The sequence below is a fragment of the Caenispirillum bisanense genome (genome assembly GCF_900230255.1).
GTDB classification, from domain to species: domain Bacteria; phylum Pseudomonadota; class Alphaproteobacteria; order Rhodospirillales; family Rhodospirillaceae; genus Caenispirillum; species Caenispirillum bisanense_A.
Genome location: NZ_OCNJ01000003.1, coordinates 455,449 through 478,367 on the forward strand (window position 1 = coordinate 455,449; position 22,919 = coordinate 478,367).

A 22,919-nucleotide genomic window follows, 5' to 3' on the forward strand; every position below is an offset into this window, starting at 1 on the left:
GCCCTGGTCCCGGTTCGTTCGGCCGAACATGGCAAGCGGCGGCGGGCGCGTCAAGAAATCCGGGCGGCTCAGCCGGCCGCCGCGCCGCCCCCGCCGGTCAGCAGAAGCACCAGCATGATGGTGCCGACGACGATGCGGTACCACGCGAAGGGCGCGAAGCCGTGCCGCCCGATGAAGGCCAGCGCCGCCTTCACCACCACCAGGGCCGTCACGAAGGCGGCGGTGAAGCCGGTGGCGATCAGGCTGCCGTCGCTGAAGTCCAGCTCGCCGCGCGCCTTGTAGACGGAATAGACGGTGGCGCCGAGCATGGTCGGGATGGCGAGGAAGAACGAGAACTCGGCCGCCGTCTTGCGCTCCACGCCCGCCAGCAGCGAGCCCATGATGGTGGCGCCGGAGCGCGACACGCCGGGCACCATCGCAAGGCACTGGAAGATGCCGATCTTGAGAGCGAGCGGGGCGGAAAAGTCTTCCACCGCATGGACTTTCGGCGTTTTCCTCAGGCGCTCTATCACCAGGATGGCGACGCCGCCGACGATGAGCGCGACCGCCACCACGATGGGTGCGCCCAGCATGGCCTTGATCGCCTTGTAGGCGACGGCGCCGATGACCATGGCGGGCAGGAAGGCGATGAGGATGTTGCGCACGAAGGCGCGCTCCCGTGGGTCGCCGAACATGCCGGTCGCCGCCCGCCACAGGCGCGGCCAGAACAGCAGGCAGACGGCCAGGATGGCGCCGAGCTGGATGACCACCTCGAAGGTCTTGCCGGGCGGGGCGGGGAAGCGAAGCAGGTCGACCAGCAGGACCAGGTGCCCGGTGGAGGACACGGGCAGGAACTCGGTGAGCCCCTCGACGAAGCCGAGGAGGGCGGCGAGCAGGGTGGTGTCCAAGGGATACGACTCCGGAAGTCCGTGGGCGGCAGGATGATGGTGCCGCGGCAGAGGAAAGGCAACGCCGCCGGAAGGCGCACGGCCTCCGCTGAAAGGGGCAGAAAGCTGCCGCGTTTCACGCATTTCACGGCTGCGTGCTGCCTCTCGTCTACTAGTAGACGACATCGGCGCCAAGGAGTCGCGTCCTAGGGACGGGTTCCTAGGCTTTCAGTCCGTGAAACATGCGAAACGCGGCAGCTGTCGGGAAATCTCTGCGTCTCGTCAAGGCCATGAGGCAACGACGCAGGCCTGCCCCGCCGTGCCTTTACCGGCCGGCTGGGGAGCGGTCTACTAGTAGAGAATGGGAGCGTCAGAGTTGGCTGACGGGGGCCAGGGCGTCGGTTTCGGCCGCCATGTCGATCATGCGGACCAGCACTTCCACTTCCTGGGCGCCGGCCATGCTGAAGCGATCGCCGAACACGAAGCACGGCACGCCGTTGATGCCCATGCGATGGCTGCGCGCATTGGCGGCGTAGACGGAATTGGCGCCGGACTCGCTGCGCAGGCGGCGGAACACGTCGTCGCCGTCCAGGCCGTGGGCGGCGGCGACGGCGGCCAGTTCCGCCGGGTCGCCGATGTCGATGCCGTGGGTGAAGTAGGCGACGAACAGGGCGTCCACCAGGCGCGGCTGCACGGCCGCCGGCGTCATCTGGATCAGCCGGTGGCTGTTCAGGCTGTTGGGCGTGCGGCGGATGCGGTCGAAGCTGAAGTCGATGCCCTCCACCCGTCCCGCCGCCGCCAGGGCGTCGTACATGCGGTCCACCCGCTGCCGACCGCCGAACTTGCGCTCGAGGTAGAGCGAGCGCTCGGTGCCCTCGGGCGGCAGTTCGGGGTTGAGCAGGAAGGGCTGCCAGCCGAACTCCGGGCGCACCTCCGGCCGCGACCGCAGCGCCCGCTCCACCCGGCGCTTGCCGATGAAGCACCAGGGGCAGACGGTGTCGAAGACGATGGAAATGCGCATCGGAGGGTCTCGGCGGCGTTCCGGCGGCGGCGTCGGGTTGCGGTTCAGGCTCAGTCGGCGGCGGCCTCGGCGCGGGCGAGCAGGGCCGCCGCGCTTTCGCCCGGCGTCCAGGCGGCGGCGCCCACGTGCGGCCAGACCTTCACCACCTGGTATACGTCCTGAACGGCGAAGTCGGTGTAACCGATGACGCCGGCGATGCGCTGCATCACCACTTCCGCCTCGTCGAGCGGTGTGTCGGGCAGGGCGACGGCGAAGCGGCTGCCGCCCAGGTGGGCGGCCAGATCCTCGGCGCGGGTCAGGCTGATGATCCACTGGCCGAGCTGCTGGCGCAGGTGGTTGCCGGCCGGGGTGCCGAACTCTTCCTCGATACGGGCGACGCCGCCGAAGGAGAAGTGGATGATCGAGAGCGGCTTGCCCTGCGCCGCCGCGGCGGTGACGCGATCGGCCAGATAGGCGTCGAGGAAGGCGGCGGTGTAGAGGTCGGGCAGGTCGGTCGACAACAGGGCGGGCAGGCGGGTGCGGTCGAAGGCGCGGCGGATGGCCCAGCGGCGCTGCTGGCGACGCACCAGCGTGGTCAGCGCCCAGCGCAACGCATCCTCGTCGGGGTGGCGCGGCAGCACCTGGCTGGCGCCGAGCACGTAGGCGCGTGCCATCTCCGCGGCGTCGGCGCCCTCCGCCAGCAGCACGACGGGCAGGTTGAACAGGCGCGGGTTGCGGCGGATCTGGGTGCAGATGTCGAGGGCCTGATCGGCGGCGGCCTCGTCGACGGCGATGACCAGGCAGTCGAAGATCCGCCGGCTCATCAGGTCGTCGGCTTCGAACAGGCTGTCGGTGGCGGTCAGGTCCATGCCGGGGCCGGCGGCGGCGGTGACCGCGGCGACGTCTGCGGCCTCTCCGCAGACCAGCACCTGGGGCCGTTCCGAGGGGGCGTCGACATGGTCGGAAACGGAAAGGCCGAACCGTCCGGCGCTGGCGGTCCGGTGCGTCAGCTCGGCCTGCATGGTCGACAGCCGCACCAGCGGACGCAGCCGGGCGGCGAGCACCGAGCGTTCGGCATCGGCCGGCAGGGCATCGTCGACCCCCGCCGCGGCGAGCTCGCCGAGTCGCTCCGGGTGCCAGTCACGTGCGGCGAAAAACACCGGAATGTCGCGGGTCACCTGCTCGTCCTTCAGGTGCCGGATGAACTCCATCGCCGTCATGTCGGCGGGGTGTTCGCCCACCACCACCACGTCGGGCCGGCGCGCCCGGGCTTGGGCCAGCGCCTCGGCGCCCGAGCCGATCAGCGGCCCCGTGAAGCTCTCCGCCGTCAACGCCCCATGCAGGGCGCGGGCCGCTGCGCCGTCGGCCATCACCAGCAGGATATTGGCGAGATGAATCATGCTCTCCCCCACGCAGGATCGCGGCGCTTGCCCCTGCCGCGCCGGTTTCGGCCAGACTAGCGCCGAAAACCGGGCGGGGATAGGGGCAATGGCAGGCGTGAACCCAGCGGCGGAAGGCGGGCAAAAGAAAGGGGAAAGGCACGGCGGCCTTTCCCCGGAAAACGTCCGGCAGGGAGGGGAGCGGACGGCGGGAGCCTTCAGAGATCGCCGTCGCTCATCTGCAGCACGGTGCGCAGGTTGGCGCGGCCGCGCGACAGGCGGGACTTCATGGTGCCGACCGGCAGGCTGTTGACCGCGGCGGCGTCCTGGTGCGACATCTCGTCGATGCCGAGCATCTGCACGGCGGCACGTTCCTGGGAGGAGAGCGCATCCAGCGCCTTCACCGTTTCCTTCAGATAGACGCTGTGCATCTGGTTGGGGCGGGCGATCATGGTGTCGTCGTGCACCACCTGCGCCATGTAGCGGTTGGCGACGGCCTCGCGGCGCTTCTGGCTGATGAAGACGTTGCGCATCATGGTGAACAGCCAGGACCGCAGGTTGGTGCCGGGGCGGTAGAGGTGCCACTTCAGGATGGCCCGCTCGACGCAGTCCTGCACGAGGTCGTTGGCGTCGTCTTCGGTGCGGGTGAGGGACCGGGCGTAGCGCTTCAGGTCGGGGATCTGGGCCTCGATCTGGATGCCGGGATCAGCGTGCATGGGGGCGTTGCTGGTCATTCCGAGGGCTCCTTCTCGTTCGTTTCGCTGTCTGGCGGGCCGGCCGCGCCGTGGCCCCGCTCTCCATGGATCCCAGACTGCCCCCGATGCCCGTAAAGCCGCCATGCGGCCTTTCATCGGGTCGCGTAAAGGGGGTGTCAGCGCTTCCCACCGGCCGCGGGCAACCGCGACGCAACCTTCGGGCCGCACGGCCAATGCGGTCGAAACATGCGTGAAATCAGCGGCTTGAGGGGGTGTCCGCCACCCGTTGCAGGGCGCCTCGCGAGCGGCCCGGGGGTGTTCCGGCAGGCCATAAAAGGGATGTAAGCGGTTCGGCGGGGGCGACCGCGACCTCGGGAGAATCGCCCTGTTCGGCACGGGCGGCCGGGCCGGCTCGGCGGCCCCGACGGAGCCGCCCGCCCGCGCGTGAGGGCTGCCGGCCAAGACGTTGATATTGACGCATTTCGCCAAGCAGGGTTACCGTGGTCCCCTCAACAGGGTAATGGGGCGAGCCATGACCGGGAGAACCATAACCCGCGCTCAGCTGAGCGAGGCCGTGTACCAGGAGGTCGGGCTGTCTCGGAACGAGTCCGCCGATCTGCTGGAAATGGTGCTGGAGGAGATCTCCACCGCGCTCGCCGAGGGCGACGTGGTCAAGATCTCGTCCTTCGGCAGCTTCTCCGTGCGGAAGAAGGGCCAGCGTGTCGGGCGGAACCCCAAGACCGGCGAGGAGGTTCCCATCCTGCCGCGGCGGGTTCTGGTCTTCCGGCCGTCGCAGCTCCTCAAGAGCCAGATCAACGACAGCTTGAAGGACGGCGAGGCCCACTGAGGGTCCGCCGGGCAAGGAACGAGGACATGACCGACTCGACGGCCGGACCCCGCGCTGCCGCGGGCAAGTCCGAGGCCGCCTTTCGCACCATCAGCGAGGTGGCCGAGGAACTGGACGTGCCGCAGCACGTCCTGCGCTTCTGGGAAACCAAGTTCACCCAGATCCGCCCCATGAAGCGGGGCGGCGGCCGGCGCTATTACCGGCCCGAGGACGTGGCGCTGCTGCAGCGCATCCGCGCCCTGCTCTACGACGACGGCCTGACCATCAAGGGCGTGCAGAAGCTGCTGCGCGAGAAGGGCGTGAAGGCGCTCGTCGGCGACCCGCAGCCTCTGCCGGCGACGCTGGCCGAGGTCGAGGCTCCGGCCGTGGCGGACGATCGGGCGCCGACGCTGCCCTTCGACGCGGCGCCGGCGGCACCGGATGCGGCCGTCGCCGGCCTCAGTGCCCGCCAGCGGCAGGAGATCGAAACGGCGCTCGCCGAACTGATCGCCCTGCGCGACGACCTCGCGGCCGAGCTGCGCCGCCAGGAAGCGGCCTGATCCAAAAGGAGAGGGTCGGGTCCCAAGTATTTGCCGCAAGGGAATTTTTACCCTGCGAAATTTTCTGAAAATAGGCGTTGCCCACCGGCCGGACGGCCGGTATAGTGCGCGCCTCTTCGGGGGACAACCTCCGGAGCAGAGACGGTCGGAGCGTGGCGCAGCCTGGTAGCGCACTTGACTGGGGGTCAAGGGGTCGCAGGTTCGAATCCTGTCGCTCCGACCATTCTCTCCAAATCCAGGAACGACGGGGCGCCCTTTGGGGCGCCCTTCGTCGTGATACCGCTAGCGAAACATTTTTTCATCGGGTGCAGAAATGGGTGTCGTCGGTTTGATGCTCGTCGTGTGGATGGCGGTCTTCGCCATGCTGCGTATGGCGCTGGCGAGCGCGGCCTCGGCGGCCGGCGCGACCGCCTTCGTGGCGCTGCTGGCGGGCCTGGTGGCCGCCAACGACCACGGACTGTGGTGGGGTCAGGCGCTGAGCCTCGCTTCCACGGCCGTGCTGGTCGCGGTGCTGGTGGCGACGGTGCGTCCGCGCTTCGGCTGAGCCGCGCCGCAGGGCGATGACGGCAGGACAGGGCGCCGGCGACGGCGCCCTTCGTGTTTCCGCCTCCGCCCGACGCCGCTATAACGGCTGCACCGATCCCCGCCGGAGTCGTCCATGCCCGCCGTCTACGCCGCCGTCACGCCCCATGGCTACGGCCATGCCGCCATCACCCTGCCGGTGCTCGATGCCTTGTGGCGCCGGCGTCCCGACGTGCGCATCGGCCTCGTCGGCGGCCCGCCGGAGGAATGGGTGGCGCGGCGGCTGACCGTGCCGCTGGTCCTGCACGACCGCGACATCGCCGACCTAGGCATGGTGAACGCCGACAGCAACACGGTGCTGCCGGGCCCGAGCCTCGACCGCTACCGCGCCCTCATGGCCGACTTCGAGCCGGTGGTCGCCGCCGAAATGGCGCGCCAGCGGGCCTTCGCGCCGGATCTCGTGGTCTCCAACGTCGGGTTCGTGCCGCTGGAGGCGGCGCGGCGGCTCGGCATCCCGGCGGTCGCCCTGGCGCCCTTCCACTGGGGGCAGATCCTGGCGGCCTACTGCGATGCGCCCGACATCGTGGCCCGGCTGGAGGCCATATACGCCGGCTGCGACGCCTTCATCCAGACCAGCCCCTTCGTGCCCATGCCCGGCCTCGCCAACGGCATCCCCGTCGGCCCGGTCACCCACACCGCCCGGCGACGGCGCGAGGATTTGGTGGCGGCGCTCGGCTGCGACTCCGACCGGCGCCTGGCGCTCATCGCCATGGGCGGCATCGGCAGCGACCTGCCGGTGGCGCAGTGGCCGCGCTTTCCCGGCTGGACCTTCATCCTCTGCGGCCCGGACCGCAGCGACGGCCATCCCGACCTGGTGAACGGCGACGCGCTGCCGCTCTCGTTCACGGAGCTGGTCGCCTCCGTCGACGTGGTGGTGACGAAACCCGGCTACGGCACGGTCACCGAGGCCGCCTGCGCCGGCACCCCGATCCTGTATCGGGAGCGCAACGACTGGCCGGAGACTCCGCACATGATGGGCTGGGCACGGCAGCACGTGCCGGTCGCCGAACTGGCGGCAGAGGCTTGGTTCAGCGGAGATTTCCGGGAAAAACTGCAAACGTTGTCGCAGTCGCCCGACCGCAACCCGGCCCGGCCGACCGGCGCGGAGGAGGCCGCCGCGATCCTCGCCCGCTACCTGTGATCCGCCAGCGAGGCGCGGCCGAGGTCGGTGAGCTTGCACACCAGCCAGTCGGGCTTCAGGGGGTTGGCGAACCACGGCTCGCACAGGCCGCGGTCGAGGCAGGCCTGCACCGTCTGGCGGCTGACGCGGCGGCCCTCGGCGTCGAACAGCGGCAGCTTGCCGCCCGGCTGGTCGAGGCCGCGGGCCAGCCACTTGCGCTGCGCCGGCGTCAGGGGAATCGGAGCGGCGGCGCCCTCCGGCGCGTTGACCTCAACACTTTGATCGCGCACCTTTTTCCCCCGCGGCATCGGCACCGGTCCCTCATCCGTATGGTCGATGCCCCATCCTAAGGTCCGGAGGGAGTGGAGTCCATGTCGAGCCCCGTCCTCGTCTACATGACCGCCGCCACGCGCGACGAGGCGCTGGCCATCGGCCGCACCCTGGTGGAGGAGCGGCTGGCCGCCTGCGTCAACGTCCTCGGCGGCATGACGTCGCTCTACTGGTGGGACGGCGCGGTGCAGCAGGACGAGGAGGTCGCCTTCCTCGCCAAGACCCGGCAGGGCCTGGTCGACCCGCTCATCGAGCGGGTGAAGGCGCTGCACAGCTACGACTGCCCGTGCATCGTGTCGCTGTCCATTCAGGACGGCAACGTCGCCTTCCTGCAGTGGATCCAGGACCAGACCAGCGAGTTGCCGCGGCCGTAGGCCCTGCCGGGCAGTCAGTAGAGCGCGGGCAGCAGCACGGTCGCCGCCGCCTGGGCGGCGATGCCTTCGCCGCGGCCGGTGAAGCCGAGGCGTTCCGTCGTCGTGCCCTTCACGTTCACCCGGTCGGCGGCGATGCCGAGGATCTCCGCCACCCGGGCCCGCATGGCGGCGCGGAACGGACCGACCTTGGGGCGCTCGCAGATCAGGGTGACGTCGACGTTGACGATGCGGCCGCCGCGCGCCTCCACCAAGCGTGCCGCATGGGCCAGGAAGACCGCCGAATCGGCGCCCTTCCAGCGGGCGTCGGTGGGCGGGAAGTGGCGGCCGATGTCGGCGGCGCCGATGGCGCCCAGGATGGCGTCGGTGAGGGCGTGCAGGCCGACGTCGGCGTCGGAATGACCCTCCAGCCGGCAGGAGTGGGGCACCAGCACGCCGCACAGGTGGACGCCGTCGCCGTGGTCGGCGAAGCGGTGGACGTCGAAGCCGGTGCCGCTGCGCGGCTCCAGCGGGCGGTCGAACAGGCGTTCGGCGCGGGCGAGGTCGTCCATGGTGGTGATCTTGACGTTCGCTTCCGCCCCCGGAACGAGCGCGACGGTGCCGCCGGCCGCCTCCAGCACCGCGCCGTCGTCGGTCAGCACCTGGCCGGCGGCCTTGCGGTGGGCGTCCAGGATGTCGGCGAAGCGGAAGCCCTGCGGCGTCTGGGCGCGCCACAGGCCGTCGCGCGGTACCGTCTCGACGATGACGCCGTCGCGGCCGCGCTTCAACGTGTCGGCGACGGGCAGGGCAGGGATGGCGCCGGGATGGCCGTCCAGGGCGGCGATCACCCGGTCGACCAGCCCGGCCTCCACGAAGGGGCGGGCGCCGTCGTGGACGAGCACGACGTCGGGCGACAGGGCGGCGGCGGCTTCCAGGCCGAGGCGCACGGAATCCTGCCGCTCCGCTCCGCCGATGACGGGGTCGGGCAGGGCGAGGCCGGCGGCCGCTTCGTCGTAGAGGCCGCGGTCGTCGGCGTGGATGACGGTCAGCACGGCGTCGACCGAGGGGTGCGCGGCGAAGGCGCCCAGGGTGTGGCGCAGCACCGGCCGGCCGCCGAGCAGGCGGTACTGCTTGGGCATGCCGGGACCGAGGCGCGAGCCGCGTCCCGCCGCCACCACCAGGGCCACCACCTTCGCCATGGGTCGTTCTCCCGTCGTCGTCGTCGTCGTCGTCGCATGGTGCCGCGCTCTGCCGCCGCGGGGCGGTCGTTGCGCGGCCGGACGGTAGCAGCCGGGGCGTTCGCGCGCGATTGTTTTTCGCCGGGGGCTGTGCCTATAGTCCGCCCATGTTCCAGGGCTTTCTCTACGATCTCGGCGCCGCGCTGTCGATGGTGCCGCTGGCGCTGGTGAACCGGCGCGTCGAGGCCCGCCGCGACGGGCCGTTCTGGATCGCCATGGCCGTCGCCGTGGCGGGGCCGGCGACCCACGCCGTCGGCCAACTTTCCGGCCCCTGGCACACCGGCTTCGCCATGGCGCTGTGGGTGGCCATCGCCGTCTCCATGGCCATCTTCGCCGGCCTCGCCGCCACCGCCCGCAACGCCTGGCGCATGGCGCCGCTGCTCGCGCCCTACATGATCGCCCTCGGCCTGCTGGCGGCGGTGTGGCGCACGGCGGTCGGGCCGCGGCTGGCTGCGCCGGTGCCGCTCGGCTGGCTCGAGGTGCACATCGGCGTCTCGGTCGTCACCTACGGCCTGCTGACGCTCGCCGCCGTGGCGGCCCTGGCGGCCTTCCTGCAGGAGCGGGCGCTCAAGCGCAAGCGGCGCACGCCGCTGACGGTCATGCTTCCGCCGGTGGCCGACAGCGAGGCGCTGTCCGGCCGCCTGCTGCTGGCGTCGGAGGTGGTGCTTGGCGCCGGCCTTGCGACCGGCATGGCGGTGCAGTACATGGAGAACCAGCGGCTGCTGGTGGTCGACCACAAGACCCTGCTGTCCATCCTCGCCTTCGTGCTGATCCTCGCCCTGCTGGCGTCGCGTCGGTTGTGGGGAGTGCGGGGCAGGGCGGCGGCGCGCGGCATCCTGGTCGCCTATCTTCTGCTCACCCTTGCCTATCCCGGCGTCAAGTTCGTCACCGACGTGATCCTCGCCTAGGCTACGGCGTGTGCAATCGCCCTTGCGGTGGGCGATGTGCCTAATTACTATGCAGCCTTGTTCCCTCTCTGGCATCCGGTCGCTCGGCACCGGAGGAGATGCATGACCCTGTCGTCCAGCCCCTTGCAGATCGGTCCGCTGACCGTCGCCAATCCGGTGCTGCTCGCCCCCATGTCGGGGGTGACGGACCAGCCGTTCCGCCGGCTGGTCAAGCGCTTCGGCGCCGGCCTCGTGTTCTCGGAGATGATCGCGAGCCGCGAGATGGTGCGCGCCCATGCCGACACCATGCGCATGTCGACGGCCTGCGCCGACGAATTCCCCATGGCCGTCCAACTGGCCGGCAACGAGCCGGAGATCATGGCCGAGGCGGCGCGCATGAACGTCGACCGCGGCGCTGCGCTGGTCGACATCAACATGGGCTGTCCGGTGAAGAAGGTGGTCAAGGGCTACGCCGGCTCGGCGCTCATGCGCGACGAGGCGCTGGCCGGGCGCATCATGGCCGCCGTGCGCGCCGCCGTGCCAGACACCATTCCGGTGACGGTGAAGATGCGCCTCGGCTGGGACACCGACTGCCTCAATGCCCCACGGCTGGCGAAGATCGCCGAGGACAGCGGCCTCGCCATGGTCACCGTGCACGGCCGCACCCGCCAACAGATGTACACCGGCACCGCCGACTGGAGCGCCATCCGCGCCATCGTCGAGGCGATCTCGCTGCCCGTCGTCGGCAACGGCGACGTGCTGAGCGAGGACGACGCGGCGGAACTGCTGCGCCAGTCCGGCGCCGCCGGCGTGATGATCGGCCGTGGCTGCCAGGGGCGCCCGTGGTTCCTCGGGCAGGTGGCGCACTTCCTCGCCACCGGCACGCGCCGCCCCGACCCGAGCCTGCCGGAGCAGCAGGCCGTGCTGCTGGAGCACCTCGACGCCCTGCTGGAGCACTACGGCGACTGGAAGGGCCTGCGCATCGCCCGCAAGCACATCGCCTGGTACACCACCGGCCTGCGGGGCGGCAACGCCTTCCGCGAGCGCATCAACGGGATGGACGAGGCCGCTGCTGTGCGGGCCGAAATCGCCGCCCTTTACGAGTCCGCCGCCGCCGACCGGCGCGCGGCCGCCTGACCCCTGGGTTCATCGTGCCGAAGCCATCCACCGCAGTCTCCTCTTCTGCCGCTCCCCTCGGGCGCGGCGCCCTCGATCCGGCGAGCGTGCTCAACACGCTGCCGACGGCCGTCATGGTGCTCGACGACGACGGCGTCATCCGCGAGGTCAATACCGCCTGCGAACACCTGTTCGAGCTGGGCTCCGGCCACCTCTGCGGCATGGGTCTGACCGAGCTGCTGCCCGCCGACAGCCCCGTCGTCGGCCTCGTGCAGCAGGTGCGCGACGAAGCCTATGGCGTCTCCGAGCACGGCGTCACCCTCGACAGCCCGCGCACCGGCCTGCGCACCGTCACCGTGCAGGCGACGCCGGTCGCCGAGCGGCGCGGCTGGGTGGTGCTGGCGCTGGTGGAACAGACGCTCGCCATCCGCATCGGCCAGCAGATGGGCCACCGCAATGCGGCGCGGTCGGTCAGCGCCATGTCGGCCCTGCTGGCCCACGAGATCAAGAACCCGCTGTCGGGCATCCGCGGCGCCGCCCAGCTGCTGGAGCAGAGCAGCGGCGAGGAGGATCGCGTCCTCACCCGCCTCATCATGGACGAGGCCGACCGCATCGTGAAACTGGTGGAGCGCATGGAGGTGTTCTCCGACACCCGCCCGCCGGTGCGCGAGCCGGTGAACATCCACCAGGTCATGGAGCACGTCCGCCGCATCGCCGAAAGCGGCTTCGGCCGCGCCGTGCGCTTCACCGAGCACTACGACCCGTCGCTGCCGCCGGTCCCCGGTGACCGTGACCAGTTGGTGCAGGTCTTCCTCAACCTCGTTAAGAACGCCGTCGAGGCGGCGCCCGAGCAGGGCGGCGAGGTGATCCTGTCCACCGGCTATCAGCACGGCGTGCGCGTCGCCGTGCCGGGCTCGCGCACCCGCATGAACCTGCCCCTGGTGGTGTCGGTGCAGGACAATGGCGAGGGCATCCCCGACGACCTGCGGCCGCACCTGTTCGACCCCTTCGTCACCACCAAGCCCAAGGGCTCCGGCCTCGGCCTCGCGCTGGTGGCCAAGATCGTCAACGACCACGGCGGCATCATCGAGTTCGACAGCCAGCCGCGTCGCACCGTGTTCAAGGTCATGCTTCCGATCCTGCGCATCGGGGGCCGAGAGAGAAAGTCCCGATGACGACCTCCACCATCCTCGTCGCCGACGACGACCACGGCATCCGCACCGTCCTCAGCCAGGCCCTCGGCCGGGCCGGCTACGACGTCCGCACCACCGGCAACGCCGCCACCCTGTGGCGCTGGGTGTCGGACGGCGAGGGCGACCTCGTCATCACCGACGTGGTGATGCCCGACGAGAGCGGCCTCGACCTCATCCCGCGCATCAAGAAGATCCGCCCCGACATGCGCATCATCGTCATGTCGGCGCAGAACACCCTGCTGACGGCGGTGAAGGCCACCGAACGCGGCGCCTTCGAGTACCTGCCCAAGCCCTTCGACCTGACCGAGCTGGTCAACGTGGTCAAGCGCGCCCTCAGCCTGCCCAAGAGCCCCGGCGCCCGCACCACCACCGAGGTGGCGGAGGAGGAGCGCCTGCCGCTCATCGGCCGCTCGCCGGCCATGCAGGAGATCTACCGCACGCTCGCCCGCCTGATGAACACCGACCTGACGGTGATGATCAACGGCGAGTCGGGCACCGGCAAGGAACTGGTGGCGCGCGCCCTGCACGATTACGGCAAGCGCCGCAACGGCCCCTTCGTCGCCGTCAACATGGCCGCCATCCCGCGCGAGCTGATCGAGAGCGAGCTGTTCGGCCACGAGAAGGGAGCCTTCACCGGCGCCCACGCTCGGGCCCAAGGCCGTTTCGAGCAGGCGGAGGGCGGCACCCTCTTCCTCGACGAGATCGGCGACATGCCGCCCGAGGCCCAGACCCGCCTGCTGCGCGTTCTCCAGGAAGGCGAGTACACCACGGTCGGCGGCCGCACGCCCATCCGCGCCAATGTGCGCATCGTGGCGGCGACTCACCGCGACCTCAGCCAGCTGATCCGCCAGGGCCTGTTTCGCGAGGACCTGTTCTACCGCCTGAACGTGGTGCCCATCCGCCTGCCGCCCCTGCGCGAGCGCGCCGAGGACATCGCCGAGCTGGCGAGCCACTTCCTCACCATCGCCAGCGAGGAAGGCCTGCCGCCCAAGGCGCTCGACCCCGCCGCCATGGACCGGCTGAAACGCCACCGCTGGCCGGGCAACGTGCGCGAGCTGGAAAACCTCATGCGCCGCCTTGCCGCGCTCTATTCGCAGGAAGTGCTGGGCGTCGAGGTGATCGAGCTGGAACTGGCGTCGGCCACCAGCGCCCCGGCCGCGCCGGCGGGCACCGACGGCGAGGGCCTGTCCGACATGGTGGAGCGGCATTTGCGCGACTACTTCTCGGCCCATGCCGACGGCCTGCCGCCGCCCGGCCTCTATGACCGCATCCTGCGCGAGATCGAGCGGCCGCTGCTGGCGCTGACGCTGGAGAGCACCCGCGGCAACCAGATCCGCGCCGCGCAGGTGCTGGGCCTGAACCGCAATACCCTGCGCAAGAAGATCCGCGACCTCGACATCTCCGTCGTGCGCGGCATGAAGTGACCGACGGATACACCGCCGTGAGCGACACACCGCCGTCCCCGTCGCCGACCCAGGGCAGCTCCAGCGTCTCGCTGAAGCGCACCTTCCTGCGCCTCGGCCTGTGGGCCCGCCACGTCGACCTGGGGCGCAAGCTGGCGATCCTGCTGACGCTGGCCGCCATCGCCTCGGGCGCCGCCACCTACGTGGTGATGACCGACCAGGGCGGCACGGCGACGGAAAGCTCGTCGCTGTTCCTGCTGCTGCAACTCGACCTCGTGCTGCTGCTGGCGCTGACGGTGGTGGTGGTGCGGCGCATCGTCGCGCTGTGGATGGAGCGGCGGGCCGGCTCGGCCGGCTCGCGCCTGCACGTGCGGCTGGTGCTGCTGTTCTCGGCCGTCGCCATCACGCCGACGGTCCTGGTCGCCGTGTTCTCCGCCCTGTTCTTCAACCTGGGCGTCCAGGCGTGGTTCGGCGAGCGGGTGAAGACGGCACTGGAGGAAAGCCGCGAGGTGGCGCGCGCCTACATGGTCGAGCACCAGCAGGCCATCGGCGGCGAGGTGCTGGCGGTCGCCAACGACATCCTGCGCCAGTGGCCGCAACTGGCCCGCTCCACCCAGGCGCTGGAGCGCTTCCTGGAGGCGCAGGCGAGCATCCGCGGCCTGTCGGAAGCGCTGATGTTCACCACCGACGGCAAGGTCTTCGCCCGCGCCGGCTTCACCTTCGCCCTGCAGTTCGAGGACGTGCCGTTCTGGGCGCTGGAGCGCGCCAACAACGGCGAGGTGGCGGTGCTGACCGGCGAGACCGACGACCGCGTGCGCGCCCTGGTGCGGCTCGACACCACACCGGCGAGCTACCTCTACGTCGGCCGCTTCGTCGACCGCAAGGTCATCAACCACATGGAACGGACCGAGCAGGCCGTCTCCGAGTACCAGCGCCTGGAAGGCCAGCGTTCGGGACTGGAGATCACCTTCTCGCTCATGTTCATCGTGGTGGCACTGCTGCTGCTGCTGGCCGCCGTGTGGGTCGGCCTGACGCTGGCGACGCGGCTCGCGAGCCCCATCGTCGCCCTCATCGACGCGGCGGAGCGGGTGCGGGGCGGCGACCTGAACGTGCGGGTGCGCGAGATCGTGGCGAGCGACGAAGTCGCCTCCCTCGGCCGCGCCTTCAACCGCATGACCAGCCAGCTGTCGAGCCAGCACGACCGGCTGGTCGCCACCAACCGCGAGCTGGACGAACGCCGCCGCTTCACCGAGACGGTGCTGGAAGGCGTCTCCGCCGGCGTCGTCGGCACCGACGAGGCTGGGCGCATCACCCTGCCCAACCGGTCCGCCTGCACGCTGCTGGAAACCGACCTGCACGCCTGGGTCGGCTGGCCGGTGGCCGACGCCATCCCCGAGTTCGCCGAACTGATGGAGGAGGTCGCCCAGCGGCCCGACCGCACCCTGCAACGCGACCTCGGCATCGTCCGCGGCAACCGCTCGCTGACGCTGCTGGTGCGGGTGACGGCGGAAAACCTGGACGGGCAGGTGATCGGCCACGTGCTGACCTTCGACGACATCACCGAACTGCAGTCGGCCCAGCGCAAGGCGGCGTGGGCGGACGTGGCGCGCCGCATCGCCCACGAGATCAAGAACCCGCTGACGCCCATCCAGCTGTCGGCCGAGCGCCTGAAGCGCAAGTACCTGAAGCAGATCGACGAAGACAGCGACACCTTCGTCAAGCTGACCGACACCATCGTCCGCCACGTCGGCGACATCGGCCAGATGGTGGACGAATTCTCGGCCTTCGCGCGCATGCCGCAGCCGGTGATGAAGAGCGAGAACTTGAACGAGCTGGTGCGCCAGGCGGCCTTCCTGCAGCGCACCGCCTATCCGCAGATCACCTTCGACCTCGACCTGCCGGCGGGCCGCGTCGCCCTCGACTGCGACGCCCGGCAGGTGGGTCAGGCGTTGACCAACCTGATGAAGAACGCGGTCGAAGCCATCGACGGCCGGCCGGAGCCGGACCAGCCGGGCGACGCCCTGCCGCCGGGACGCGTGCGGGTGGCCGTGGCCGCGCCGGCGACGGCGGGCGAAGGGCCGGTGCGCGTCACGGTCGAGGACAACGGCAAGGGCCTGCCGACCGGCGAGGAACGCGGCCGCCTGACCGAGCCTTACGTCACCACGCGGGCCAAGGGCACCGGCCTCGGCCTCGCCATCGTCAAGAAAATCCTGGAAGACCATGGGGGCGAATTGGTATTGGAAGATGCCGAAGCCGGCGGAGCGCGCATCACGCTCGTTTTCCCGCCGTCGCGATCCGCGCCCGGAGACGCCGCGGTCGACCAGTCGAAGCCCGAATCCATCCCTTCGTCAGACGTTCGATCCAGCCATGGCGCGTGACATTCTCATCGTCGACGACGAATCCGACATCCGCATGCTCATCGCCGGCATCCTGGAGGATGAAGGCTATGAAGCCCGCGAAGCCTCCGACGGCGACCAGGCGCTGGAGCAGATCCGCGCCCGCGCGCCCTCCATGGTGGTGCTCGACATCTGGCTGGAAGGCAGCCGCCTCGACGGCCTGCAGGTGCTGGAGGCCATCAAGGCCGAGCACCCGCATGTGCCGGTGGTGATGATCTCCGGCCACGGCACCATCGAGACGGCGGTGTCGGCGCTGAAGATGGGCGCCTACGACTTCATCGAGAAGCCCTTCAAATCCGACCGCCTGCTGGTCATCATCCAGCGCGCCATGGAAGCGGCCAGCCTCAAGCGCGAGAACGAGGAACTGCGCCTGCGCGCCGGCGGCCCGGCGGAGCTGGTGGGCGCCTCGGCGGCCATGGGGCAGGTGCGCCAGGGCATCGACCGAGTGGCCCCGACGGGGTCGCGCGTGCTCATCTCCGGCCCGCCGGGTGCCGGCAAGGAGGTCGCAGCGCGGCTCGTCCACGGCAAGTCCAAGCGCGCCGGCGGCCCCTTCGTGGTGGTCAACTGCGCCGCCATGCACCCCGACCGCATGGAGATCGAGCTGTTCGGCACCGAACAGCCGGTGGACGGGCAGGCGACCCGCAAGGTCGGCATGTTCGAGCAGGCCCACGGCGGCACCCTGGTGCTCGACGAGGTGGCCGACATGCCGCTCGAAACCCAGGGCAAGATCGTGCGCGCCCTGCAGGAACAGACTTTCGAGCGCATCGGCGGCACCAAGAAGGTGCAGGTGGACGTGCGCGTCATCGCGACCTCCAACCGCGACCTGCAGCATGCCATCGCCGAGGGCGCCTTCCGCGAGGACCTGTTCTACCGCCTGAGCGTGGTGCCCATCAGGATCCCGCCCCTGCGCGACCGCCGCGAGGACATTCCCCAGCTCGCCCGCCACTTCATGGAGCGCGCCGCCCAGGCCGCCGGCATGGCGCCGCGCATCATCGGCGATGACGCCATGGCGGCGCTGCAGAGCTATGAATGGCCGGGTAACGTGCGCCAGTTGCGCAATGTGGTGGACTGGCTGCTCATCATGGCGCCGGGCGACCCTCGCGAGCCCATCACGGCGGAGAACCTGCCGGCCGAGATCGGCTCCATCACGCCCGAGGTGCTGCGCCTCGAAAACTCGGGCCAGATCATGTCGCTGCCCCTGCGCGAAGCGCGCGAGCTGTTCGAACGCGAATACCTCATCAGCCAGATGACGCGCTTCAACGGCAACATCTCGCGCACGGCGGAGTTCGTCGGCATGGAGCGCTCGGCCCTGCACCGCAAGCTGAAGGCGCTCGGCGTCACCGGCTCGGGCGGCGGCGGCGACGACGGCAACGGCAAGCGCTGAACCAGGCGCCGCGGCACGACCCGCGGACGGAGGACACCCATGAAAGTCATCATCTGCGGCGCCGGTCAGGTCGGCTTCAACATCGCCCGCTATCTGGCGGTGGAGAACAACGACATCACCGTCATCGACCAGCGGCCGGACCTGATCCGCAAGATCGCCGACAGCCTGGACGTCAAGGCGGTGCTGGGCTACGCCTCGCACCCCAACGTGCTGGAGCAGGCCGGCATCTCCGACGCCGACATGATCATCGCCGTCACCGCCTACGACGAAGTGAACATGGTGGCCTGTCAGGTGGCGCACAGCCTGTTCTCGGTGCCGACCAAGATCGCCCGCGTGCGCAACCAGTCCTACCTGCAACCCATCTGGGCCAACCTGTTCTCGCGCGAGAACATGCCCATCGACGTCATCATCTCGCCGGAGATCGAGGTGGCGCGCGCCGTCACCCGCCGCCTGCGGGTGCCGGGGGCCATCGACATCATTCCGCTGGCGGAAGGGAAGGTCCAGGTGCTGGGCGTGCGCTGCACGGAAGCGACGCCGGTGGTCAACACGCCGCTGCGCCAGCTGACCCAGCTGTTCCCCGACCTGCAGATCGTCATCGTCGGCATCGTGCGCGACGACCGCGCCATGGTGCCGTCGCCCGACGACCACATGCTGCCGGGCGACGAGGTCTACTTCGTCGTCTCGCGCGACCACATGAGCCGCGCCCTCTCGGCCTTCGGGCACGAGGAGAAGGAGACGCGCCGCGTGCTCATCTTCGGCGGCGGCAACATCGGCCTGTTCCTGGCCCAGCAGCTGGAGACGGAACACCCCGAGATCAGCGCCAAGGTCATCGAGCTGGACAAGGAGCGGGCGGAATTCGTCGCCAAGACGCTCAACCGCACCATCGTGCTGAACGGCGACGTGCTCGACCCGGAAATCCTGGACGAGGCCGCCATCGGCAGCGTCGAGACGGTGGTCGCCGTCACCGACGACGACGAGGTGAACATCCTCGCCTCGCTGCTCGCCAAGCGGTCGGGGGCCCAGCGAGCCATCGCGCTGCTCAACAAGACCACCTACAACGCGCTCGTCGGCCCGCTCGGCATCGACGTGGTGGTCAACCCGCGCGCCATCACCGTCTCCAACATCCTGCAGCACGTGCGCCGCGGCCGCATCCACGCCGTCCACTCGCTGCACGAAGGCTTCGGCGAGATGATCGAGGCCGACGCACTGGAGACCAGCTCGCTGGTCGGCAAGCCGCTGCGCGACGTCAAGCTGCCCAACGGCGTCATGATCGGCGCCGTGGTGCGCGGCAAGGACGTCATCAGCCCGCGCGGCAATACGGTGGTGCAGGGCGGCGACCGCGTCGTGCTGTTCGCCGCCAAGGAAGCGGTGAAGCGGGTCGAGAAGATGTTTTCGGTGCGGCTGGAGTACTTCTGATCCCACCGGCGCCGGCGGATCGTATACAGTCGCCGGACTACTGTCTGCACACGGAAGAGGGGAACCCCCGCCATGTCCCGCATCGCCTACGTCAACGGCCGCTACGTTCCGCATCGCGCCGCCACCGTTCACATCGAGGATCGCGGCCTGCAGTTCGCCGACGGCGTCTACGAGGTGATCGCGATCTGGCGCGGCCTGCCCGTCGACCTCGGCCCCCACCTGAACCGCCTGGAGCAGGGCCTGACGGAGCTGCAGATCCCCATGCCCGCCAGCCGCCGGGTCGTCGCCCACGTCCTGCGCGAGGTGGTGCGGCGCAACGGCATCGGCACCGGCATCGTCTACCTGCAGGTCAACCGCGGCGTGGCGCCCCGCCTCCACACCTGGGACCACGGCCTGCGCCCGAGCATGATCGCCACCGCCCGCCGCATGCCGAGCATGGCGCGCACCGTGATCGAGGACGGCGCCAAGGTCATCTCCGTCGAGGACATCCGCTGGAAGCGCCGCGACATCAAGACCGTCGGCCTGCTGCCCAACGTGCTCGCCAAGCAGAAGGCCCAGGCCGCCGGCTGCCCGGAGGTGTTCCAGGTGGACGGCGACGGCATGGTGACGGAAGCGGGCGCCTCCAACGCCTGGATGGTCGACCAGGACGGCCGCCTGATCACCCGCCCGCTCGGCCACGAGATCCTGCCCGGCATCACCCGCCGGACCCTGGTGCGCCTCGCCCGCGACGCCGGCATGGAGGTGGTGGAACGCCCCTTCAGCCTGGAGGAGGCGAAGGCTGCCCGCGAAGCCTTCTTCTCCAGCACCACCAACTTCGTCATGCCGGTGGTGCAGATCGACGACGCGGTCATCGGCAACGGCAAGCCGGGCTCGGTTTCCGCCCGCCTGCGCGCGCTCTACCTGGATTACCTGAACGGACTGACGCCCGATGCCTGGACTGCCGCGGCCTGACGCGATCCTGTTCGACTGGGACAACACCCTGGTCGACACCTGGCCCTGCATCATCAAGGCCATGAACACGACGCTGGACGCCATGGGCCACGACCCATGGACCGAGGAAGAGGCGCAGCGCCGCATCGCCCGGTCCTTGCGCGAGGCCTTCCCCGACCTGTTCGGCGACCGCTGGCAGGAGGCGGCGGAGATCTTCTACCGCACCTTCGCCGAGGTCCACATCGACATGCTGCGGCCGCTGGCCGGCGCCGGCGAGGCGCTGGCGGCGCTGCGCGAGGCCGGGGTGACGCTGGCCGTCGTGTCCAACAAGACCGGCCGTTACCTGCGCGAGGAAGCCGACCATCTGGGCTGGACGCCCCACTTCCACCGGCTGGTGGGGGCGGGCGACGCACCGCGCGACAAGCCGGCGGCGGACGTCGTGCACCTCGCCCTGTCGGGCAGCGGCATCGACCCGGCGGAGCATTGCGTTTGGTTCGTGGGTGACATGGCGGTGGACATGCAGTGCGCCCAGGCGGCCGGCTGCCGGTCGATTCTCGTCCGCCCGGCGGAGCCGACGGCCGAGGAATTCGCAGACTGCCCGCCGGAGGTTCGGCTGGCGTCGGCGCAGGAGCTTCTCCAACTGTTTCGTGACGAGACGGTTCCCAACGCCGCGGATTGATGGTAACCAGGGCTGGTGAACGTTCCGATGCGGGGCCAACCCGCGCGGGGGCAAGAATAACAAACCAAAGGGCCAACCTAATGTCTGCTGAAAAGAGCCAGAACGTTCAGGACGTCTTCCTGAACCACATCCGCAAGAATAAGGCTCCGGTGACCGTCTTCCTCGTGAACGGCGTGAAGCTGCAGGGTATCGTCACCTGGTTCGACAACTTCTCGCTGCTGCTGCGTCGCGACGGCCATACCCAGCTGGTCTACAAGCACGCCATCTCCACCGTCATGCCGACCTCGCCGATCTCGTTGTTCGAGCAGACGAAGGAGGAAGGCGAGGCTCAGCAGTCCTGAACTGCGAAGGCCGCGCCCACAGCGTGACAGAAAAAGACAAGCACAGCCGCGAACGCGAACCCGCCCGCTGCATGGTCGTCCACCCGACGCTGAAGCGGGGCGGGGCCGACGATGCGCGCGACCCGCAGGCCCGCCTGGACGAGGCGAAAGGTCTGGCGCTCGCCATCGATCTCGCCATCGTCCACGGCGAGGTGGTGCCCATCAACAAGCCGAAACCCTCCACCTACCTCGGCGAAGGCCAGGTGGAGCGCCTGGCGCAGATCGTCGAGGACAACGGAGTCGAGGTCGCGGTCATGGACTGCGCCGTGACGCCGGTGCAGCAGCGCAACCTGGAACGCGCCTGGAAGTGCAAGGTCATCGACCGCACCGGGCTGATCCTGGAGATCTTCGGCGAGCGCGCCCGCACCCGCGAGGGCATGCTGCAGGTGGAACTGGCGCACCTCAGCTATCAGCGCTCCCGCCTCGTGCGGTCGTGGACCCACCTGGAGCGCCAGCGCGGCGGCTTCGGCTTCCTCGGCGGCCCCGGTGAGACGCAGATCGAAATCGACCGCCGCCTCATCGGCGAACGCATCGCCAAGCTCAAGAAGGAGCTGGAGGAGGTCAAGCGCACCCGCCATCTCCACCGCGAGGCGCGGCGGCGCGTGCCGTACCCCATCATCGCCCTGGTCGGCTACACCAACGCCGGCAAGTCGACCCTGTTCAATCGCCTGACGCGGGCCGAGGTCTACGCCCAGGACCAGTTGTTCGCGACCCTGGACCCGACCATGCGCGGCCTCGTGCTGCCGTCGGGCACCAAGGCGATCCTGTCCGACACCGTGGGATTCGTCTCCGACCTGCCGCACGAACTGGTGGCCGCCTTCCATGCGACGCTGGAAGAGGTGCTGGAAGCCGACGTCATCGTCCATGTGCGCGACGCCGCCAGCCCCGACACCGAGGCCCAGAAGGCCGACGTGGAGACGGTGCTGCGCGTCGAACTCGACCTCGGCGACGAGGTGGACGAGGGCCTGCTCGAGGCCATGAACAAGATCGACCTGCTGCCCGACGAGGAGCGTGTCGAACTGGTCAGCCAGGCGCGCCGATCGGAGCACATGGTGGCCCTGTCGGCGGTGACGGGCGAGGGGACCGACGCCCTCTTGCGCCGCATCGACGAGCTGCTCCAGCGTAACCGGGTGACGGTGGAACTGGACGTGCCGCTGACCGATGGCGGCCTCATCGCCTGGCTCTATCGCAAGGGCGACGTGGTGTCGCGCAGCGACGGCGAAGAAATGGCGCACATGATCGTCCGCCTCGACCCCGCCGACGCCGAACGGCTGCGCAACGGCAAGCCGGTCCGGGACTGACCGCTATGGCCGCCGACCGCCTGACCGGCACGCTGCAACGCGGCCCCTTCGCGCTGTCCTATGCGGTCGAAGGGCAGGGCGTGCCGGTGCTGGTGGTCGGCAGCGCCGTCTACTATCCGCGCACCTTTTCCGCCGACCTGCGCCGGCACCTGCGCCTCGCCTTCGTCGACCACCGCGGCTACGGGCGGGCGACGGGGACGTATGGGGCGGAGGACATGACCCTCGACCGCGTGATCGAGGACATGGAGGCGCTGCGCCGTCACCTGGACCTGCGTGAGAGGGTCGTCGTGCTCGGTCATTCCGGGCACGGATACATGGCGCTGGAATACGCCAAGCGCTACCCGCAGGCCGTCGCCGCCGTGGCGCTGGTCGGCACCGGTCCGAGCCACCGGCCCGAGCACATGGAGCAGGCGGAACGCGCCTGGGACGAGGCCGTCTGCCCGGAGCGCAAGGCTCGTTCCGCCGCCGACATGAGCGGGCTCGCGGCCGCCGTCGAGGCCGACCCCGACAACCGCTTCGTCACCTTCTGCCTGCGCATGGCGGCGCGGTCGTGGTTCGACCCGGCCTACGACGCCGCGCCGCTGTGGCAGGGCGTCGACGTCAACCTGCCGGTCATCGATCACCTGTGGGGCGAGACCTTCCGCGACATCGACGTCGGCGCCGGCCTGCCCGACCTCGATCGGCCGGTGCTGCTCGCGCTGGGGCGGTTCGACTATCTGGTGGCGCCGGTGGAAGCCTGGGCGCCTTACCGCCCGCTGTTCCGCGACCTGACGGTGCGGGTGTTCGAGCGCAGCGGCCATACCCCGCAGTTGGAGGAACCGGCGGCCTTCGACGCCGTGCTGCTGGACTGGCTCGGCGCCAAGGGCCTCCTGCCGGTGGCGGGCTGAG

23 protein-coding genes and 1 tRNA gene are annotated in these 22,919 nt (G+C 70.1%); 18 read left to right on the top strand and 6 right to left on the bottom strand.

The window, feature by feature from the left end; all coding sequences use genetic code 11:
- Positions 1 to 68: 68 nt before the first annotated feature.
- The 4 genes from CRP50_RS09300 to CRP50_RS09315 all read right to left on the bottom strand — a co-directional run bounded on the left by CRP50_RS09300 (position 69) and on the right by CRP50_RS09315 (position 3,979).
- A complete protein-coding gene (locus CRP50_RS09300) occupies positions 69 to 887 on the bottom strand; it encodes an undecaprenyl-diphosphate phosphatase (RefSeq protein ID WP_245913417.1) in 819 nt (272 codons plus the stop codon).
- 349 nt (positions 888 to 1,236) lie between these two features.
- On the bottom strand, positions 1,237 to 1,887 hold the full coding sequence (locus CRP50_RS09305; RefSeq protein WP_097278827.1) for a DsbA family oxidoreductase: 651 nt from the start codon (positions 1,885 to 1,887) through the stop codon (positions 1,237 to 1,239).
- A gap of 50 nt (positions 1,888 to 1,937) precedes the next feature.
- Entirely contained in the window at positions 1,938 to 3,266 is a 1,329-nt protein-coding gene (locus tag CRP50_RS09310; RefSeq protein WP_097278829.1) for a diguanylate cyclase domain-containing protein, read from the bottom strand.
- 197 nt (positions 3,267 to 3,463) lie between these two features.
- Positions 3,464 to 3,979 (bottom strand): sigma-70 family RNA polymerase sigma factor, encoded by a 516-nt coding sequence (locus tag CRP50_RS09315; protein WP_245913418.1) that lies wholly within the window; start codon positions 3,977 to 3,979, stop codon positions 3,464 to 3,466.
- Positions 3,980 to 4,472: 493 nt separating this feature from the next.
- Between CRP50_RS09315 and CRP50_RS09320 the strand changes: the two genes are divergently transcribed.
- The 5 genes from CRP50_RS09320 to CRP50_RS09340 all read left to right on the top strand — a co-directional run bounded on the left by CRP50_RS09320 (position 4,473) and on the right by CRP50_RS09340 (position 7,049).
- Complete coding sequence (locus tag CRP50_RS09320; RefSeq protein WP_097278831.1) at positions 4,473 to 4,787, top strand: integration host factor subunit alpha; 315 nt, start codon at positions 4,473 to 4,475, stop codon at positions 4,785 to 4,787.
- Between the two features lie 26 nt (positions 4,788 to 4,813).
- The gene (locus tag CRP50_RS09325; RefSeq protein WP_097278834.1) at positions 4,814 to 5,326 is read left to right on the top strand and encodes a MerR family transcriptional regulator; all 513 of its coding nucleotides are present in this window, start codon (positions 4,814 to 4,816) and stop codon (positions 5,324 to 5,326) included.
- Between the two features lie 146 nt (positions 5,327 to 5,472).
- A tRNA-Pro gene (locus tag CRP50_RS09330) sits at positions 5,473 to 5,549 on the top strand.
- Between the two features lie 108 nt (positions 5,550 to 5,657).
- Positions 5,658 to 5,870, top strand: a complete 213-nt coding sequence (locus CRP50_RS09335; protein WP_097278836.1) for a hypothetical protein — start codon at positions 5,658 to 5,660, stop codon at positions 5,868 to 5,870.
- A 114-nt stretch (positions 5,871 to 5,984) separates the two neighbouring features.
- Positions 5,985 to 7,049, top strand: a complete 1,065-nt coding sequence (locus CRP50_RS09340) for a hypothetical protein (protein WP_097278838.1) — start codon at positions 5,985 to 5,987, stop codon at positions 7,047 to 7,049.
- Here CRP50_RS09340 and CRP50_RS09345 read toward each other — a convergent pair.
- On the bottom strand, positions 7,040 to 7,261 hold the full coding sequence (locus tag CRP50_RS09345; RefSeq protein WP_097278972.1) for a hypothetical protein: 222 nt from the start codon (positions 7,259 to 7,261) through the stop codon (positions 7,040 to 7,042). The two genes, CRP50_RS09340 and CRP50_RS09345, sit on opposite strands and share 10 nt — an antisense overlap.
- 138 nt (positions 7,262 to 7,399) lie before the next feature.
- Here CRP50_RS09345 and cutA point away from each other — a divergent pair, with 138 nt between their 5' ends.
- Complete coding sequence (gene cutA, locus CRP50_RS09350) at positions 7,400 to 7,732, top strand: divalent-cation tolerance protein CutA (RefSeq protein WP_245913419.1); 333 nt, start codon at positions 7,400 to 7,402, stop codon at positions 7,730 to 7,732.
- Between the two features lie 14 nt (positions 7,733 to 7,746).
- Here cutA and CRP50_RS09355 read toward each other — a convergent pair whose 3' ends face one another.
- A complete protein-coding gene (locus CRP50_RS09355) occupies positions 7,747 to 8,907 on the bottom strand; it encodes a bifunctional 2-C-methyl-D-erythritol 4-phosphate cytidylyltransferase/2-C-methyl-D-erythritol 2,4-cyclodiphosphate synthase (protein ID WP_097278839.1) in 1,161 nt (386 codons plus the stop codon).
- 146 nt (positions 8,908 to 9,053) lie between these two features.
- On the opposite strand from CRP50_RS09355, the gene CRP50_RS09360 reads away from it, so the two are divergent.
- The 12 genes from CRP50_RS09360 to CRP50_RS09415 all read left to right on the top strand — a co-directional run bounded on the left by CRP50_RS09360 (position 9,054) and on the right by CRP50_RS09415 (position 22,918).
- Positions 9,054 to 9,854, top strand: a complete 801-nt coding sequence (locus CRP50_RS09360) for an inner membrane protein YpjD (RefSeq protein ID WP_097278841.1) — start codon at positions 9,054 to 9,056, stop codon at positions 9,852 to 9,854.
- Positions 9,855 to 9,956: 102 nt separating this feature from the next.
- On the top strand, positions 9,957 to 10,970 hold the full coding sequence (gene dusB, locus CRP50_RS09365; RefSeq protein WP_097278843.1) for a tRNA dihydrouridine synthase DusB: 1,014 nt from the start codon (positions 9,957 to 9,959) through the stop codon (positions 10,968 to 10,970).
- Between the two features lie 14 nt (positions 10,971 to 10,984).
- Entirely contained in the window at positions 10,985 to 12,124 is a 1,140-nt protein-coding gene (locus CRP50_RS09370; protein ID WP_245913420.1) for a two-component system sensor histidine kinase NtrB, read from the top strand.
- Positions 12,121 to 13,566, top strand: a complete 1,446-nt coding sequence (gene ntrC, locus CRP50_RS09375) for a nitrogen regulation protein NR(I) (protein WP_097278845.1) — start codon at positions 12,121 to 12,123, stop codon at positions 13,564 to 13,566. Before CRP50_RS09370 ends, ntrC begins: the two co-directional genes overlap by 4 nt.
- Before the next feature lie 17 nt (positions 13,567 to 13,583).
- Positions 13,584 to 15,923, top strand: coding sequence for a sensor histidine kinase NtrY-like (locus tag CRP50_RS09380; RefSeq protein WP_097278975.1), 2,340 nt, complete (start codon positions 13,584 to 13,586; stop codon positions 15,921 to 15,923).
- Complete coding sequence (locus CRP50_RS09385) at positions 15,913 to 17,325, top strand: sigma-54-dependent transcriptional regulator (RefSeq protein WP_097278847.1); 1,413 nt, start codon at positions 15,913 to 15,915, stop codon at positions 17,323 to 17,325. The genes CRP50_RS09380 and CRP50_RS09385 overlap by 11 nt, the downstream gene beginning before the upstream one ends.
- Before the next feature lie 39 nt (positions 17,326 to 17,364).
- Positions 17,365 to 18,741 carry a Trk system potassium transporter TrkA gene (gene trkA / locus CRP50_RS09390; RefSeq protein ID WP_097278849.1) on the top strand — a complete coding sequence of 459 codons (1,377 nt, stop codon included), beginning with the start codon at positions 17,365 to 17,367 and terminating at the stop codon, positions 18,739 to 18,741.
- A gap of 72 nt (positions 18,742 to 18,813) precedes the next feature.
- Positions 18,814 to 19,692 carry a D-amino-acid transaminase gene (locus CRP50_RS09395; RefSeq protein WP_097278851.1) on the top strand — a complete coding sequence of 293 codons (879 nt, stop codon included), beginning with the start codon at positions 18,814 to 18,816 and terminating at the stop codon, positions 19,690 to 19,692.
- Entirely contained in the window at positions 19,670 to 20,350 is a 681-nt protein-coding gene (locus CRP50_RS09400) for an HAD family hydrolase (RefSeq protein WP_176525098.1), read from the top strand. The genes CRP50_RS09395 and CRP50_RS09400 overlap by 23 nt, the downstream gene beginning before the upstream one ends.
- An 80-nt stretch (positions 20,351 to 20,430) precedes the next feature.
- The gene (hfq, locus tag CRP50_RS09405) at positions 20,431 to 20,691 is read left to right on the top strand and encodes an RNA chaperone Hfq (protein WP_097278852.1); all 261 of its coding nucleotides are present in this window, start codon (positions 20,431 to 20,433) and stop codon (positions 20,689 to 20,691) included.
- 71 nt (positions 20,692 to 20,762) lie between these two features.
- Positions 20,763 to 22,031, top strand: a complete 1,269-nt coding sequence (hflX, locus tag CRP50_RS09410) for a GTPase HflX (protein ID WP_097278854.1) — start codon at positions 20,763 to 20,765, stop codon at positions 22,029 to 22,031.
- A 5-nt stretch (positions 22,032 to 22,036) separates the two neighbouring features.
- Positions 22,037 to 22,918 (top strand): alpha/beta fold hydrolase, encoded by an 882-nt coding sequence (locus CRP50_RS09415; protein ID WP_097278856.1) that lies wholly within the window; start codon positions 22,037 to 22,039, stop codon positions 22,916 to 22,918.
- Position 22,919 lies beyond the last annotated feature (1 nt).

Excerpts from the sequence above, each read along its gene's own strand:
- ntrC (WP_097278845.1), top strand. The coding sequence starts at position 12,121 with ATGACGACCTCCACCATCCTCGTCGCCGACGACGACCACGGCATCCGC.
- hflX (WP_097278854.1), top strand. The coding sequence starts at position 20,763 with ATGGTCGTCCACCCGACGCTGAAGCGGGGCGGGGCCGACGATGCGCGC.
- CRP50_RS09385 (WP_097278847.1), top strand. The coding sequence starts at position 15,913 with ATGGCGCGTGACATTCTCATCGTCGACGACGAATCCGACATCCGCATG.
- dusB (WP_097278843.1), top strand. The coding sequence starts at position 9,957 with ATGACCCTGTCGTCCAGCCCCTTGCAGATCGGTCCGCTGACCGTCGCC.
- CRP50_RS09395 (WP_097278851.1), top strand. The coding sequence starts at position 18,814 with ATGTCCCGCATCGCCTACGTCAACGGCCGCTACGTTCCGCATCGCGCC.
- CRP50_RS09320 (WP_097278831.1), top strand. The coding sequence starts at position 4,473 with ATGACCGGGAGAACCATAACCCGCGCTCAGCTGAGCGAGGCCGTGTAC.
- CRP50_RS09310 (WP_097278829.1), bottom strand. The coding sequence starts at position 3,266 with ATGATTCATCTCGCCAATATCCTGCTGGTGATGGCCGACGGCGCAGCG.
- CRP50_RS09340 (WP_097278838.1), top strand. The coding sequence starts at position 5,985 with ATGCCCGCCGTCTACGCCGCCGTCACGCCCCATGGCTACGGCCATGCC.
- CRP50_RS09315 (WP_245913418.1), bottom strand. The coding sequence starts at position 3,979 with ATGACCAGCAACGCCCCCATGCACGCTGATCCCGGCATCCAGATCGAG.
- CRP50_RS09355 (WP_097278839.1), bottom strand. The coding sequence starts at position 8,907 with ATGGCGAAGGTGGTGGCCCTGGTGGTGGCGGCGGGACGCGGCTCGCGC.
- trkA (WP_097278849.1), top strand. The coding sequence starts at position 17,365 with ATGAAAGTCATCATCTGCGGCGCCGGTCAGGTCGGCTTCAACATCGCC.
- CRP50_RS09335 (WP_097278836.1), top strand. The coding sequence starts at position 5,658 with ATGCTCGTCGTGTGGATGGCGGTCTTCGCCATGCTGCGTATGGCGCTG.
- cutA (WP_245913419.1), top strand. The coding sequence starts at position 7,400 with ATGTCGAGCCCCGTCCTCGTCTACATGACCGCCGCCACGCGCGACGAG.
- CRP50_RS09400 (WP_176525098.1), top strand. The coding sequence starts at position 19,670 with ATGCCTGGACTGCCGCGGCCTGACGCGATCCTGTTCGACTGGGACAAC.
- CRP50_RS09305 (WP_097278827.1), bottom strand. The coding sequence starts at position 1,887 with ATGCGCATTTCCATCGTCTTCGACACCGTCTGCCCCTGGTGCTTCATC.
- CRP50_RS09325 (WP_097278834.1), top strand. The coding sequence starts at position 4,814 with ATGACCGACTCGACGGCCGGACCCCGCGCTGCCGCGGGCAAGTCCGAG.
- hfq (WP_097278852.1), top strand. The coding sequence starts at position 20,431 with ATGTCTGCTGAAAAGAGCCAGAACGTTCAGGACGTCTTCCTGAACCAC.
- CRP50_RS09415 (WP_097278856.1), top strand. The coding sequence starts at position 22,037 with ATGGCCGCCGACCGCCTGACCGGCACGCTGCAACGCGGCCCCTTCGCG.
- CRP50_RS09360 (WP_097278841.1), top strand. The coding sequence starts at position 9,054 with ATGTTCCAGGGCTTTCTCTACGATCTCGGCGCCGCGCTGTCGATGGTG.